The organism is Nocardia camponoti (genome assembly GCF_014646135.1).
Classification (GTDB): domain Bacteria; phylum Actinomycetota; class Actinomycetes; order Mycobacteriales; family Mycobacteriaceae; genus Nocardia; species Nocardia camponoti.
The window spans coordinates 1-14,845 of record NZ_BMMW01000004.1; the positions used below are offsets into that span (position 1 = coordinate 1).

The 14,845-nt window shown below is 65.1% G+C and carries 12 protein-coding genes; 7 read left to right on the forward strand and 5 right to left on the reverse strand.

The annotated features are described in order from the left end of the window. Nucleotides 1-584: 584 nt before the first annotated feature. On the forward strand, nucleotides 585-4,031 hold the full coding sequence (locus IEX78_RS18515; RefSeq protein WP_188830299.1) for a DEAD/DEAH box helicase: 3,447 nt from the start codon (nucleotides 585-587) through the stop codon (nucleotides 4,029-4,031). A 3-nt stretch (nucleotides 4,032-4,034) separates the two neighbouring features. Here the strand turns inward: IEX78_RS18515 and IEX78_RS18520 are convergent, their stop codons facing one another. Further along, complete coding sequence (locus IEX78_RS18520; RefSeq protein ID WP_188830300.1) at nucleotides 4,035-4,490, reverse strand: PTS sugar transporter subunit IIA; 456 nt, start codon at nucleotides 4,488-4,490, stop codon at nucleotides 4,035-4,037. Continuing rightward, on the reverse strand, nucleotides 4,487-4,717 hold the full coding sequence (locus tag IEX78_RS18525) for a PTS sugar transporter subunit IIB (RefSeq protein WP_188830301.1): 231 nt from the start codon (nucleotides 4,715-4,717) through the stop codon (nucleotides 4,487-4,489). Before IEX78_RS18525 ends, IEX78_RS18520 begins: the two co-directional genes overlap by 4 nt. Nucleotides 4,718-4,941: 224 nt before the next feature. Between IEX78_RS18525 and IEX78_RS18530 the strand changes: the two genes are divergently transcribed. Genes IEX78_RS18530 through nagB form a run of 4 tightly spaced genes read left to right on the forward strand, consistent with a single transcriptional unit; the run spans nucleotide 4,942 to nucleotide 9,917 of the window. Then, on the forward strand, nucleotides 4,942-6,288 hold the full coding sequence (locus tag IEX78_RS18530) for a PTS transporter subunit EIIC (protein WP_188830302.1): 1,347 nt from the start codon (nucleotides 4,942-4,944) through the stop codon (nucleotides 6,286-6,288). 6 nt (nucleotides 6,289-6,294) lie between these two features. Next, on the forward strand, nucleotides 6,295-7,959 hold the full coding sequence (gene ptsP, locus IEX78_RS18535) for a phosphoenolpyruvate--protein phosphotransferase (RefSeq protein ID WP_188830303.1): 1,665 nt from the start codon (nucleotides 6,295-6,297) through the stop codon (nucleotides 7,957-7,959). After that, on the forward strand, nucleotides 7,960-9,138 hold the full coding sequence (locus IEX78_RS18540; RefSeq protein ID WP_188830304.1) for an N-acetylglucosamine-6-phosphate deacetylase: 1,179 nt from the start codon (nucleotides 7,960-7,962) through the stop codon (nucleotides 9,136-9,138). It begins immediately after the preceding gene. After that, on the forward strand, nucleotides 9,138-9,917 hold the full coding sequence (gene nagB / locus IEX78_RS18545; RefSeq protein WP_188830305.1) for a glucosamine-6-phosphate deaminase: 780 nt from the start codon (nucleotides 9,138-9,140) through the stop codon (nucleotides 9,915-9,917). The genes IEX78_RS18540 and nagB overlap by 1 nt, the downstream gene beginning before the upstream one ends. On the opposite strand, the gene IEX78_RS18550 is transcribed toward nagB, so the two are convergent. Continuing rightward, nucleotides 9,914-10,561: an HD domain-containing protein gene (locus tag IEX78_RS18550; protein WP_188830306.1), complete on the reverse strand. Its 648-nt coding sequence runs from the start codon at nucleotides 10,559-10,561 to the stop codon at nucleotides 9,914-9,916. The two genes, nagB and IEX78_RS18550, sit on opposite strands and share 4 nt — an antisense overlap. 260 nt (nucleotides 10,562-10,821) lie before the next feature. Between IEX78_RS18550 and IEX78_RS18555 the strand changes: the two genes are divergently transcribed. After that, entirely contained in the window at nucleotides 10,822-11,682 is an 861-nt protein-coding gene (locus IEX78_RS18555; RefSeq protein ID WP_229684164.1) for an NAD(P)H-dependent flavin oxidoreductase, read from the forward strand. A gap of 79 nt (nucleotides 11,683-11,761) precedes the next feature. Here the strand turns inward: IEX78_RS18555 and glnA are convergent, their stop codons facing one another. After that, nucleotides 11,762-13,198 (reverse strand): type I glutamate--ammonia ligase, encoded by a 1,437-nt coding sequence (gene glnA / locus IEX78_RS18560; protein ID WP_188830308.1) that lies wholly within the window; start codon nucleotides 13,196-13,198, stop codon nucleotides 11,762-11,764. 288 nt (nucleotides 13,199-13,486) lie between these two features. On the opposite strand from glnA, the gene IEX78_RS18565 reads away from it, so the two are divergent. Next, a complete protein-coding gene (locus tag IEX78_RS18565) occupies nucleotides 13,487-13,942 on the forward strand; it encodes an RDD family protein (protein WP_188830309.1) in 456 nt (151 codons plus the stop codon). Between the two features lie 69 nt (nucleotides 13,943-14,011). On the opposite strand, the gene IEX78_RS18570 is transcribed toward IEX78_RS18565, so the two are convergent. Then, entirely contained in the window at nucleotides 14,012-14,755 is a 744-nt protein-coding gene (locus IEX78_RS18570) for a DUF4191 domain-containing protein (RefSeq protein WP_188830310.1), read from the reverse strand. Between the last annotated feature and the right edge of the window lie 90 nt (nucleotides 14,756-14,845).

The following is a 14,845-nucleotide window of genomic DNA, read 5'->3' on the forward strand; positions in this document are numbered from 1 at the left end:
ACCAATAATAATATTGGCACTGACATTCATCGACACACTATTGAGTTCTCAAAGAACACACGCACAAACATCCACCCAAACGATCACTCGTGGGTTTCAGCAAGGCAACTGTTCTAACTTAGCTCAGGAAACTCGTTGGACGCAAGTCCGAAACGCAGTGACCCTGAACACATGATCAGTCAGGCGCTCTCCGTACTACCTCGTTATCCCTGCCGGTGAAGGCCTGGTCGGTGTCCGTGTCGCTCTGACTCGAATAAAGTTACGTGTTGGGTAACGCGTTGTCAACTCCCCAGGTCAGAGGGGGTAAATGACATCGATAGCCGCGTATCGGTGACCCAGAACGACCCAATCCGTGCCAAATGAGCCATCGAAGGCCGTCTGGCCATCCTCTACGCGGCGCATTGCAACTAAGGCTCCGTCCGCAGCATTGGCCCGATGCTCACTCGCCGACCTGAGTACGCCTATACGACGTGAGCACGCCTATACGAATAGTTGGCCTTTCCCAGAGATAGCGATAGGTCCCTATACAGAGTCGTCACGCGAGCTGCCCTCTCCCTCTTGAGGCTCGCCCATATAGGGGCCGCATGGCCGTGACGGCCGCCCAGCACGCCAACTCCTTCGGCCGACCAAGCGCCGATTCGGGTGTCGCCCAACGCACTCCGCGCACTCCGCACTGGTGGGCAGAAGATCAAGGGCCCGTGCCACCGGCATCACAATCGCGTACCGTTGGTCGCGTTGTCAGCATGATGGCCAACGGAATGGGGTGCATCGTGAGCGGGTCCGAGCATGCCGTACGGGTCGTGCGTTTCTGGCAGGCCGTCGAATTGTTCAGTCCAAGACTGGTTCCCGACGCCGATGGCGGATTGGTCATCGACCTCGTCGGTGACGAACCAGCGCCATGGGAAGACCTGTCATGTCTTCCCGCGCTGCTACCTGGGCGAGTGTGGCAGTTCGTTGTCTACGGCGGTCTCTTCGAAATCGGCCGTGCGCGTGAGGCATTGGTGCGCGCGTTCGGCGAGGACGAGCTTGAAGCCGATGCGCGGCGCGCGGGAACTACCGCTGCCTTCGCCATCACAGTTAATGACGAGGGTGCTGTCGTGGCTGGGTCAGCCACGCTCTCTGGACTCGTCTGGGCCATCAATCGTGTTCGGTCGGCGAGCGAAGACTCGTTGGATTTCGCCGGGTTCGGGCATGACGCGGCTGCGTTCACGGCAGCGTTCGACACGCTTACCCATGCCGACGCGCCCGTAGAAGAAACTGTTCGGCCGCCGCGTTGGCAGGATGTCGCGGGACGGGGCGTCGGCGCTTCTCTCCTAGCGGCCGGCGTCGAAGGCGGTATCTCGCCCGGACTCGCGGGAATGGCTGCCACCGCGTTTACCCGGCGCGTACTCACCGACGAGTCGGGCGGCGAATTGCTGCCTCGGCTCACCGGGCGCGATGTGCAAGAGTTCGCGGGCGACCTCTGTAGTGCGCTTGGCGTGCGGTCGGAGCTACGCGCGGCGGGGGTGCGTGTCGAATGTATGCAGGTCGTCGCTCGCGATGCCGGGAGCGCGGCGTGCGTAGACCGCCTCAACGGCGGGTTGGGCGACGATCTCGTTGGCGTCGCCACTGCGGTCGAACGGGGCGACATCGGCGACGGGCTACGTGACTATCTCGCGGCCACGGACGTTCTGCCGATCGCCGACCGCATCGACGTACGGGCGCGGCGCGACGTCATGGTGGAAGGACTACTACCCGGGCTCATGCCCGCAGGGCGCTGGCCGGCCGAGCCGCTCGTCGCTTCGCAGCAGTTCGGGGTGAATCGCGCGATGGCCGAATTGGCAACGGACTCCGGGTTTTTCGCGGTGCACGGCGCGCCAGGCACGGGGACTACGACGATGCTGCGTGACCTGCTTGCTGGCATCGTTGTCGAGCGGGCTGGGCGACTCGCGGCGTTTAGCGATCCGCGCGCGGCGTTCGTCGCGGTGACCGAACAGGTGCCTGTTGCCAAGAACTACCCCGTCGCCGCGCATCGACTAGCGCAGACGATTACCGGGTTTGAAGTGGTACTCGCGACCGGTAGCGACGACGCGGCCGAGGACGTCGTCACCGAACTACAGCACATCGACGCCGTCGGTACGCAGGTGCGCGTCGACCACTTCACGCGACTAGCCGCGTCGGTCGGCGGCGAGCCCGCATGGGGTTTGATCGCGGCCGCGCTCGGCGACGATCGGCGCAGCTTCGGCGAGCGGTTCTGGTTTGGCGACCGGTTCCGTGCCGAGCGCCGCAGTGGTCACACCGGCGGCATGCTCGATCTACTCAAGCAGGCGGAGGCCGAACCCGAGCTAGTACCCGACTGGGCCGCTGCGGTTCGCGACTTCGCCACGCGCCAGGCCGACGTGACTCGGCTCGCGCAGGAACGCCAAGACGTGGCCGATGCGGTGGCGAGCCTGCCGGAGATCACCGCACGGCTGGATGACTACACCGACGAAATCGCCAATGCCGATGCGGCACACTCACATTGGCGTGAACGTAATCATCTGGCCAACGAACATTTGCGCGCCGCACAGGCAGCGCACCATCGCGTCGGCAAGGCGCTCGCCGAACACACTGAGCAACGGCCCAAGTTCACCGCGTCGTTGACGAGCGGTTTCCAGGTTGGCATGCGCTGGAGCGCGCGCAGCAATGAGCTCCTACGACAGCGGCATGCCGCCGAGGCGGAGATGCGACGGCGCCAGACCGAGGTCGACCACACGCGGCAGGAATGGGCCGACGCCGCCGAGACCGGGCGTCGGTTGATCGCCGAGCATCGTGAGCTGCTCATCGAACGCGAGCGGCAGCTTGAAGTGATCGAGCGCGCGCGGGAAAGTTGGGCGGCGACGATCCCGTTCGGGGACGTTTCCGCGGAGGAAACGGCGTTCCAGCTGTGCAAACCGTGGGCCGACGAGGAGTATTCGACCGCGCGACGCGACCTTTTCCTGTCCGCGCTGCGCCTACACCGGGCGTTTGTGCTCAACACCGCGCCGTTCATTCGCGACAATCTGATCGTCGCTATCGCGCTCATGCGTGGCGACCTCGCACTCCCGAAGCCCGAAACGGTCGCTGCCGCGTGGCAAACGCTGTTCCTTACTGTGCCGCTGGTCGCGACCACTTTCACCGCGTTGCCGAGGTTGTTTGCCGGGCTCGGGCGCGAGTCGCTTGGCTGGCTTTTCGTCGACGATGCGGGACAAGCGGCACCGCAGTCGGTCGCGGGCGCGCTGTGGCGCAGTCGGCGTGCGGTGATCGTCGGCGACCATCGTCAGCTCGGGCCGGTCGGGGTGCTGCCCACCTCGGCGCAGCTCGCGCTCGTTCGGCAGTTCGGGCTGGGTGGTGAGTGGATGCCCGACCGCGCGTCCGTGCGACACATTGCCGATCGCAGTGCCCGGTTCGGCACGTGGTTGCGTCCGGCGGAAGGCACGGGTCCGATCTGGGTTGGTGTGCCGTTGCGGGTACATCGCCGCAGTGACCTGCCCATTTTCGAACTCACGCACGGGCTCGCCTACGACGACGACCTGCTGGTTTTCGGCACGCCGGAACGGCCGGAATTCCCGGATCGGGATCGCTGGATCGACGTGCGCTCGGCGCGCGCCGAGGGCAACTGGATCCCGGGCGAAGGCGAGGCGTTGGCCGCGCTGCTTACCGACCTCACCGAGGAAATGGGGATCGATGCGAGCCAGATCCGGGTAATGAGCCCGTTCCGCGACGTTGCCGCGGGCGCGCAAGCAGTGGCACACGAGGTGCTTGGCGCGCAGTTCGCCAACCACCAGGTTGGCACCGTGCACGCGATGCAAACGTCTGCGGCCGAGGTGGTTGTCCTGGTTCTTGGCACATCCCCGGCCGCAGGTGGCGCGCGCCGATGGGCGGCCGCGACGCCGAACGTGCTTAACGCCGCGATCTCGCGCGCCCGCCGCCGGGTGTACGTGATCGGCAACTACCGCTTGTGGAGCAGCCAGCGCTATTTCGAAGCACTGGCCGCCCACTGGACCGTGGAGTCCGAGCAGTTGGTCCGCTAGCCGTTACGGCGAGTCGTACAGCAACGTGCCCGGTTCTACCGTGGTGCCGATGGCGTCGGTGAAGACGGAGTCCTTGGGCGAGTCCATCACCACTACCGGGCACACCAGCGAGTAGCCGCTCTTGGCCAGCTCGGTCGGGTCGAAGGTGACGATGGGGGCGCCCGCTTCTACCGTGTCGCCCTCGGCGGCCAGCAGCTCGAAACCTTCGCCTTTCAGCTTCACGGTGTCGATGCCCAGGTGGACGAGCACGCCGGCGCCCCCACCGAACAGCACGAAGGCGTGCGGGTGCAGCTTCAAGATCTTGCCCGCGATCGGGGCGACCACCGTCAAGGGACCGCGCGTGCGATCGGGGTCGATCGCCACGCCCGAGCCAACGATTTGTTCTGCGAAAACCTGGTCGGGAACCTCGCTGAGCGCGATGACCTTGCCGGGCAGTGGGGCGAGGACGGGCACGCTCACAGAATGTCCTCGATGTCTTCGGCAAGGGTGTCGGCTTCTGGACCGACAACAACCTGAACGACCGAGCCCGACTTCAAAACCCCATGTGCGCCAGCAGCTTTGAGCGCTGACTCATCGACCTTGCTTGAGTCTTTGACCTCGGTGCGCAGACGCGTGATGCAGGCTTCGATTTCAACGATGTTGTCGGACCCACCGAGCCCCGCGACGATCGCTTCCGCTTTCGACATTTCTCTTCCCTTTCGCCGTGGCTACCCATCCAGTATGGGAGCCTCGAATGTGCGCCACGTCATATTTTGTGGTTGACATCGGAGGTCCACCTGGTCAAACTGGCAACTGGTTATGACCGGACAGTACCCGTGCTGAAACCGGTTCACAACAGTTCACCGTCGAATGCCCGCAACGCGGCAACGACTCGCCGAGAACGCCGGAAACCGGCACGAAGAAGGTCGACATGACTTCAACAACTGACAGCCCGAAGCAAGAATCGAAAGCGTTCGCCGCGCTACAACGCCTCGGGCGCAGCCTCATGCTGCCCATCGCGGTACTGCCTGCGGCGGGCATTCTTCTGCGAGTCGGTCAAGACGACTTGCTAGGCCGCTTCAGCGCGCTCCACAGCACCGCGAGCGTGATCTCGGCCGCCGGTCAAGCCGTCTTCACCTGGCTCCCCCTGATTTTCGCCGTCGGTATCGCGATCGGCTGGGCCAAGAAGTCGGACGGGTCGACGGCAATGGCCGCCGTCGTCGGCTACATGGTGATCAACGGCGTGTTCGAAGCCATGTCGCCGATCGTGCTCGAAGGCAAAACCGACCCCAAGGGCGCGCAAGCGCTGATCAACTACGGCGTGCTGGCAGGCATCGTGATGGGCCTGCTGTCAGCGATCCTGTGGGAGCGGTTCTATCGCACCAAGTTGCCCGATTTCCTCGGCTTCTTCAACGGTCGACGACTGGTCCCGATCTTGACCGCCATCACCGGCCTGATCGTCGGCGTGCTGATGGCCTTCGTCTACCCAGCGTTCAACTCGGCCCTGACCTGGGTGGGCGAGACCGTCGCGGATAACACCGTGGTCGGCGGCGGCATCTATGGTGCGGCCAACCGACTGCTGATCCCGACCGGCCTGCACCACATCCTCAACTCGACCGTCTGGTTCCTCGTCGGCGACTACACCGACGCGTCCGGACAGCTCGTGCGCGGCGACCTCAACCGCTTCTTTGCGGGCGACCCGAGCGCGGGTACCTTCATGACCGGCTTCTTCCCGATCATGATGTTCGCGCTGCCCGCCGCCGCGTTCGCGATCTACCGCAACGCGCGGCCGTCGCAGAAGAAGCTTGTTGGCGGCATCATGCTGTCGACCGGCCTGACCGCCTTCGTTACCGGTATCACAGAGCCCCTTGAGTTCTCGTTCATGTTCGTGGCATGGCCGCTGTACGTGGTGCACGCGATCTTGACCGGTACTTCGATGGCGTTGGTGAACGCGCTTGGCATTCACGACGGGTTCACGTTCTCGGCGGGTGCGATCGACTACGTGCTCAACTTCGGCAAAGCCACCGACGCCTGGTTGCTGATTCCGATCGGGCTTGGGTACGCGGTTATCTACTACCTGCTGTTCAGCTTCGTGATCAAGAAGTGGAATCTGCGCACGCCGGGCCGCGAAGCCGAGACTGACGTCGAGGCAGGCAAGCCCGATGTGGCCGCGGTGGAGGCCGAGACGGCGGAGAAGGCGATCGGCGACAGTGCCGTTGACGCGCCGCTGGTCGCCGAGGTCGATACCAAGCTCAACAAGAAGCTGGAAGGTGAGTAAGACCGCATGACTGAACAGGTGATCCGCGGACTCGGCGTTAGTCCTGGCGTGGTTGTTGGTCCCTGGCTGCGGTTCGGCAATGCCGCCACCACCTCGGCCGACGACCCGGTGTCCGGGCCTGTCGACCAAGAGCTCGCGCGAGCGAAAAGCGCGCTGGCCGAGGTGGCTGACGACATGACCGCCCGCGCCGCGAAGGTCGACGGCGTTGCCGCAGAGATCCTGAAAACGTCGTCGATGATGGCCCGTGACCCGGGCATCGTCGCGGCGGTGGAGAAGCATCTGCTCGCCGGGACGCCAACCGCGCACGCGGTGCATCTGGCGTTTGATGGCTTCGCCGACAAGCTGTCGGCATTGGGTGGCTACATGGCCGAGCGCGCGACCGACCTGCGCGATATCGGCGGTCGCACCGTCGCGGTGCTGCTTGGCGAACCGCTGCCAGGCATCCCCGCGCCGGGCTACCCGTTTGTCCTGGTGGCCCGCGACCTCGCGCCCGCCGACACCGCGATGCTCGGCGACAGCGACGTGATCGGCCTGCTGACCAGCGAAGGTGGCCCGACCAGTCACACCGCCATTCTCGCGAAAGCCCTTGGGCTGCCTGCCGTGGTGAGCTGCCCCGACCTTGACGCGCTCGTTGACGGCGAGCCCGTGCTGGTCGACGGGACCACTGGCGAGGTAGTGATCGCACCAACGCAGGCCAGGCAAGACGCCGCGCGCGAACAGGCAGCCGCCGACGCGGTTCGACTGCAAGCGGCGACCGGCCCCGGCCATACCGCAGACGGCACCCCCGTGCAGTTGTTGGTGAATATTGGCACCGTCGACGACGCGGTGGCGACCGGCCCGCTCGACAGCGAAGGCGTTGGCCTTTTTCGCACCGAATTTATGTACCTCGGCAAAACGACCGAGCCCACGCTGGAAGAGCAAACCGCTTCTTACACAACGGTTTTCGAGCAATTCGCCGGACGTAAAGTGGTGGTGCGCACGCTCGACGCTGGTTCGGACAAACCGCTTCCCTTCCTCGATCTGGGTACTGAGGAAAACCCCGCGCTTGGGGTGCGTGGGCTGCGGATCGGCACCGTTTTCCCCGAAACTCTCGCGACCCAACTGACCGCGCTGGCCCGGGCGGCCGATGCGACGGGTGCCGACCTGTGGGTGATGGCACCCATGGTCGCGACCGTCGACGAGGCCGCCAACTTCGCCGAACTCGCGCGCGGCGTTGGCCTGCGCAAAGTCGGGGCGATGATCGAGATCCCCGCAGCCGCGTTGCGCGCCGCCGATCTGCTGACACACCTTGACTTCGTGAGCATTGGCACCAACGACCTGAGCCAGTACACCCTGGCTGTTGATCGCATGGCAGGGAGTCTGGCTCCCCTGCTCGATCCGTGGCAGCCGCCCTTGCTCGACCTGATCGCGATGGTCGGTGCCGCAGGCGCGATGCACGGCAAGCCGGTTGGCGTATGCGGCGAAGCGGGGTCGGACCCTTCGCTCGCGCCCGTGCTGGTCGGGCTTGGCGTGACCAGCCTGTCGATGTCGGCACCCGCACTGCCCGCTGTCCGCGTCGCCCTCGCTGACGTGAGCATCGAGCAGTGCAGGGCCGCCGCTGACGCCGCGAGTGCAGCGGCCAATCCCACTGCCGCGCGCGCCGCTGCCGCACGCATCGTCGGGCGCGGGTGAATGACCGAAACCGAAGTTATGCGCGGCCGGGTGCTTAACGGCGACCCGGACGGCGACATCGCTGACGGCATCGTTGAGTTCGCCGACGGGCGCGTGACCTGGGTGGGCGCGGCCAGCGACTACCCGCGCGACGCACCCCAGCCGACCGACGACGTGATCATGCCTGGCCTCATCGACCTGCATTGTCACGGTGGCGGTGGCTTCGACTTCCCTACCGCTGACGCCGAAGGTGCGCGGACGGCCGCCGCACATCATCGGCGCAATGGAACGACCGGGCTGATGGGCAGTTTGGTTTCGGCGCAACCGGATGTCTTGGCTCGACAGGCGACGATGCTCGCCGACCTCGTCGAGGACAACACCCTGCTTGGCGTGCACCTCGAAGGCCCCTTCTTGAACTCGGCCCGCTGCGGCGCGCAAGACCCTGCCGCGATCACCGATGGCGACCCTGAGCTGTTCAACAACCTGTGCGAAACGGCGCGCGGCACGGTGCGCGCGATGACGGTAGCGCCCGAGACCGCCCGGTTCCCCGAGTTGCTCGCTGCTATGCGCACCGCTGACGTGCTGCCCAGTCTGGGGCACACAGACGCCAACGCCGCGATCACCATCGACGCGATCGGTGCCGCGACCAGCGACGGTGGTGCGGTGACCGCGACGCACCTTTTCAATGGAATGCCGCCCCTGCATCATCGCTCCCCCGGTCCGGTTGGTGCCTGCCTCGCCGCTGCCGGGCGAGGTGACATAGTTGTTGAGTTGATCGCTGACGGTGTGCATTTGGCGCCCGAGACCGTCGACCTGGTCTTCGCCACCGTTGGCCCCGAACAGATCGCGCTTGTCTCCGACGCGATGGCCGCCGCCGGAATGCGCGACGGCGATTACCAACTTGGCCCCCTCGCGGTGCGCGTGCGCGACGGCGTGGCGCGCCTAGCGACGGACGACGGCTCGCCAGGCGCGATTGCCGGCGGTACGTCGACCTTGCTTGAGGTGGTGCGCTGGACCGTCAACGAAGCGAAAGTGCCACTCGCCCAAGCAGTTTCATCCGCAACCGCGACACCCGCACGAGTACTTGGCCTGGCCGACGAACGCGGGCACATCGCCGTTGGTTCGCGCGCCGACCTGCTCGTGACTGACCACTCACTGCGACCGCGCCGCGTACTGAGCGCGGGAAAGGAAACACGCTGATGGAGATCGTGATTCGGCCCGACGAAACCGCCGTTGCCTCGACCGTCGCCGACATCGTCGGTGGTTACGTGGAACGCGGCAACGCGATCCTCGGGCTCGCGACCGGTTCGTCGCCGCTGCCCAGCTACCAGGAACTCGCGCGCCGTCATCGCGAAGACGGTCTCGACTTTTCGACAGCGAGCGCGTTTCTGCTCGACGAATATGTCGGACTGCCGAAAGACCATCCGCAGTCGTACTTTTCGGTGATTCGCTCGGAATTCGTTGATCATGTGAACCTCGATCCGGCTCGGGTGTTGAGCCCCAATGGCGAAGCGGGCGACATCGCTGGCGAAGGTCGCCGCTATGACGCCGCCATCGCCGCTGCGGGCGGGGTGGACGTGCAACTGCTTGGCATCGGCACTGACGGGCACATCGGGTTCAATGAACCCGGCTCGGCACTGACCTCACGGACCCGGGTGAAAACACTCACCGAACAGACCCGACGCGACAACGCGCGCTTCTTTGACGGCATCGACGACGTGCCCCACCACGTATTGACGCAGGGGCTTGGCACGATCGGCGAAGCAAACCACCTGGTGATGATCGCGACGGGCGCAGGCAAAGCCGACGCGATCGCCGCTGCGGCCGAAGGACCACTTTCGGCCTTTTGCCCGGCGTCGGTGATGCAGTGGCATCCGCACGTGACCGTCGTGATCGACGAGCCCGCCGCGAGCAAGTTGAAACTGGCTGACTACTACAAGTACGCGCTAGCAAATAAGCCCGAGTGGCAATCGTTTTAGTGACGTTCGAGCAGGATCTGCTCGGCCTCGACGGGGGTGCACCTAAACGCGGTGCGAACAGCTTCGATGGCGCGCGCACGGTCGCCGTCGAGGAACAGGTGGTCGATTTCAGCCCATTGCTCCGCGGTGGGTGGCGCGACGGAAAGATCGAGGACGCGCTCAAGACGCGCCCACATCTGTTGCACCACTGGATCTTCAGCGAGCAGCGGACCAAGGTGCGCTTTGAACGAGGCGTGCTCGGTGCGGTACATGCCCATCCACGCACTGTCGGGCGGACTGGCCTCGGCGTTGGCCGTGCGGTCGGCCAATTTTAGGATCACGGCGGGCGGGTACGCGACGATCTTGGTGTAGGCGTCGAGCACACGCGCTTTACGGTCGGGGCCAACGCCGGTGACGGCCCACACTAGGTCGACAACCTCACGGCCGAACCGGGATTCGACTTCCTCGTAGGTGACCGGGGTGTCTTCAATAACGTCGTGAAGCCACGCGGCGGCACCGTGCGCACCGGCGTACCCGAAATCGGCAAGCACCCCGCGCACTGCCTTGAGGTGATGTTGGTACGGGTATTGCCCGTAGCGCTGATCACCATGCGCCGCGATCGCGAATTCGCGTGCCCGCACTTCTGTTTCCGCGTTGACCTCCACCACCACACCCCCACTTGTCGAGTAGCTCCGCTGTGTTGTCGACCATAGCCCAGCACACCGACAAGTTTCAGAAATCGTCCCTACGCTGGGCATATTCGACACCATCAAGCACGCGACTACCGTTGTCGGCGGACCTAAGTCGAATGCGCGACGAAGAGAACAGGAGTCGACGGTTGGGTGCGAATGAGGCAGCTGATTCAGCGTTGGCGACCGCGTGGTCGCGCGAGCTCGGTCTTCACGTTCCCATCGTGAACGCGCCGATGGGCGGGGCCGCTGGCGGACGACTTGCCACCGCGGTCACCAATGCGGGCGGTTTCGGGATGATCGGCATGGGGAGCGCGGGATCGGTGCAAGCGCTAGAACGAGAGTTGACGGAACTCAAAACCGACCGATTCGGGATCGGCCTCGTCGACTGGGTGCGTCGCCGCGAAACTGGGCTGCTCGAAACCGCGATTAACGCGAAACCAGCGCTGATCTCGGTGAGTTTTGCCGACAACTTCGACTGGGTCGAATCGGTAAGGGACGCGGGCATTCTCACCGCGACGCAGGTCTACGACGTACCAAGCGCGCATCGCGCCCAAGACGCTGGCGTCGACGTGCTTGTCGCGCGCGGCAGCGAGGGCGGTGGTCATGGCGCTGACCGCGTCGCGCTCATGCCACTGCTCGACGCGGTCCTGGAAATCGCGACAGTGCCGGTACTCGCTGCGGGCGGGATCGGCTCGGGTCGCTCGCTCGCGGCAGTACTCGCGGCGGGAGCCAGTGGCGCGTGGGTTGGCACCGCGCTGGCTGCGGCAACCGAGTCGCTGCTGCCCGAATTCGCACGACTTGCCATGCTCGCCGCCGATTCCGCGAGCACCACATCAACCACCGCGTTCGATGCCGCGCTTGACCTGCCGTGGCCCGTCGAATATCCCGCTCGCGTGCTGCGCAACGACTTCACCGAACAACCGCTGCCGACCGAGGTACTCCGCGCTGCCATCGCCGCCGACGACCCGCGCTTTGCCCCGGTCGACGCAGGCCAAGGCGTTGGCCTGGTAACCCACATCGAATCCGCAGCCACCGTCATCGACCGGATGTGCACCAGCGCCGCCCACTTACTGACCCGAAACCGCCCCGACTAGGGCCCGAAATGCGAAACGCCCGCCCCCAGGAAGGGGACGGGCGCTTGACGCTACCGACGAGCGGCGAGTGTTTTACGACTTAGACGTCGTAGTACAGCTCGAACTCGTACGGGTGCGGACGCAGGTTCACCGGCGCGATTTCGTTCTCACGCTTGAGGTTGATCCAGGTCTCGATGAGGTCGGGGGTGAACACGTTGCCCTCGGTGAGGTAATCGTGGTCGGCCTCAAGGTTGTCGATAACCGTGGCCAGGCTGGTGGGGGCCTGCGGGATGTTCTTGGCCTCCTCGGGCGGCAGCTCGTAGAGGTCCTTGTCGACCGGAGCCAGCGGCTCGATCTTGTTCTTGATGCCGTCAAGGCCAGCCATCATCATGGCGGCGAAGGCCAGGTACGGGTTGCCCGAGGAGTCCGGCGCGCGGAACTCGATGCGCTTGGCCTTCGGGTTGTTGCCCGTGACCGGGATACGCACGGCAGCCGAACGGTTGCGCTGCGAGTACACCAGGTTGATGGGGGCCTCGTAGCCCGGCACCAGACGGTGGTACGAGTTGACGGTCGGGTTGGTGAACGCCAGCAGCGACGGCGCGTGGTGCAGGATGCCGCCGATGTAGTGACGCGCCAGGTCCGACAGACCGCCGTAGCCAGCCTCGTCGTGGAACAGCGGCTTGCCGTCCTTCCACAGCGACTGGTGCACGTGCATGCCCGAGCCGTTGTCACCGAACAGCGGCTTCGGCATGAAGGTGACCGACTTGCCGGCCTTCCACGCGGTGTTCTTCACGATGTACTTGAACAGCTGCAGGTCGTCCGCCGCGGAAAGCAGCGTGCCGAACTTGTAGTTGATCTCGGCCTGACCGGCGGTGCCGACCTCGTGGTGGCCACGCTCAAGCTCGAAGCCCGCGTTCTGCAGGTTGGTCGAGATCTCGTCGCGCAGGTCGACGTAGTGGTCGTACGGGGCGACGGGGAAGTAGCCACCCTTGTTGCGGACCTTGTAGCCGAGGTTGCGGCTGCCGTCCGGGTTGAACTCCTTGCCGGTGTTCCACGAGCCCGAGACCGACTCGATCTCGTAGAACGAGCCGTTCATGCCCGAGCCGTAACGGATGCCGTCGAAGATGTAGAACTCGGCCTCGGCACCGAAGTACGCGGTGTCGGCGATGCCGGTGCTGCGCAGGTACTCCTCGGCCTTACGCGCGATGTTGCGCGGGTCGCGCGAGTACGCCTCACGGGTGAACGGGTCGTGCACGAAGAAGTTCAGGTTCAGCGTCTTGGCCGCGCGGAAGGGGTCGATACGCGCGGTGCTGAAGTCGGGGAGCAGGAGCATGTCCGACTCGTCGATCGACTGGAAGCCACGCACCGAGGAGCCGTCGAACGCCAGGCCTTCTTCAGCCAGGTCGGCGGTGAACGCCTTGGCCGGGATCGAGAAGTGCTGCTGGACGCCGGGAAGGTCCGAGAAGCGGATATCGACGTATTCGATGTCCTCTTCCTTGATGTACTGGATGACCTCTTCGGCCGTGCTGAACGTCACTTGTTCTCCTTACGGATCGGTTCCCAGCCAGTCACGATACTGGCCCTTCTCGTACGACCTGCAGCAGCCGCTACGAGGGGTTCGTCGCGACCTGACGCTAAGGATTCGCTGTTTCCCAGCAGTCAAGGCTGTGTTTCGCCAGTGTTACGCGTGCGAGGAAGTAGGTGATGCCAACCACCTCAACGCGAGCTGCATCGCCCATCCTGCCATCCCCCCGTCGACCGCACTCACCTGAGCACCACTTATGCGGTTTCAGCCTGGTAACCGGCCGCCTCTATCCTGGGAGGCATGGCACGCATTACCGGCACTTGGCTAACGGGACCGCCGACCGATTCGGGCGACTCGGAAGCGCCGGGTTACCGAGGCGAGTTGTACGGACTCCCGCGCGAAGGGGTTGGGTCGCTCGCGTCCAGCGGTCGTCGCGTTGGCGCGCTGTTTCTCGACTGGTTCATCGGCGTCGGCGTCGCCGCGGTCATTGTTGGCGGCTTCGGTTCGTCGACGGTGCCGCTGCTGTGCTGGTTCGTGATCGGCGTTATCGCGGTCACGCTGTTCGGCTTCACGCCCGGCCAGTACTTCCTCAAGCTGCGCGTTGGGCGCATCGACGCGAACGCGCCGGTCGGTTTCGTCCGCGCGCTGGCCCGTCAGGTGCTCATCGTTTTCGTCGTCCCCGCACTGTTCACCGACGCTGACGGTCGCGGCATGCACGACCGCGCGACCGGAACCGCGCTCGTCATCGCGCGCTAACGCGACCAAACAACTCCGGCCCGTACTCGACGATGCGAGTACGGGCCGGAAACGTTTGAAGCGGCGGGCTCAGCGGCGACGGATCGCGCGCTGCATGCCGCGGACCTTGGCACCGGCGGGCATCGGGCCCTTCGGCATGGCAGGACCGTTGCGCGACGACAGCGCGTTGAGCTTGCCTTCGAGCTGGTCGATGCGCTTGGCGTCGATGTTGCGCGGGAGCTTGGTGAGGTGACGCTGAAGGTCCTTGAGCGCGACCTCGCCTTCCCCATTACCGATGACGACTTCGTAGATCGGGGTGTCGCCAACGAGACGCGACGTGCGCTTCTTCTCCTGCGCGACCAGCGAACGGACCCGCTGCGGCGACCCTTCGGCGACGAAGATCACGCCGGGCAGACCGATGACGCGGTGCACGGCGTCGAGCTGCGTTGTCGCGGCGACACCCTTCGACACGCGCCACTTGCCCTGCAGGTTGTCGAGCACCCACGCACCCGCGCCGGGCTGCCCTTCGGCCTGCTTGTAGACGTTCTTCTGCACGCGCCGACCGAAGATGATGAAGGCGAGCAGCACACCGAGCAGCAGCCCGAGCGGCAGGAAGAACCACTGCAACCCGAAGATCAAGCCGACGAGGAACAAGATCACCGTCGCGCCGACGAGCGCGCCAATCATCAACGGCAGCAGCGCCTTGTCCTGCTTGCGCTGCATGTTGAACGCTTGCCAGAGCTGCTGTCGCCGCTCGCGCGATGCCTGCTTGCGCCGCGCTTTGGCCTCAGCCTTGTCTTCCTTCGACGGCTTTCCGCCCTTGCCAACTGCCATAGCGCCAGCTTAGATGGCGCACCCGCGAGCGCGCGGACCGCATGACACTCCGAGCAGGAATTGGGCGATTCTCCCGCGTTTCCGGCGAAG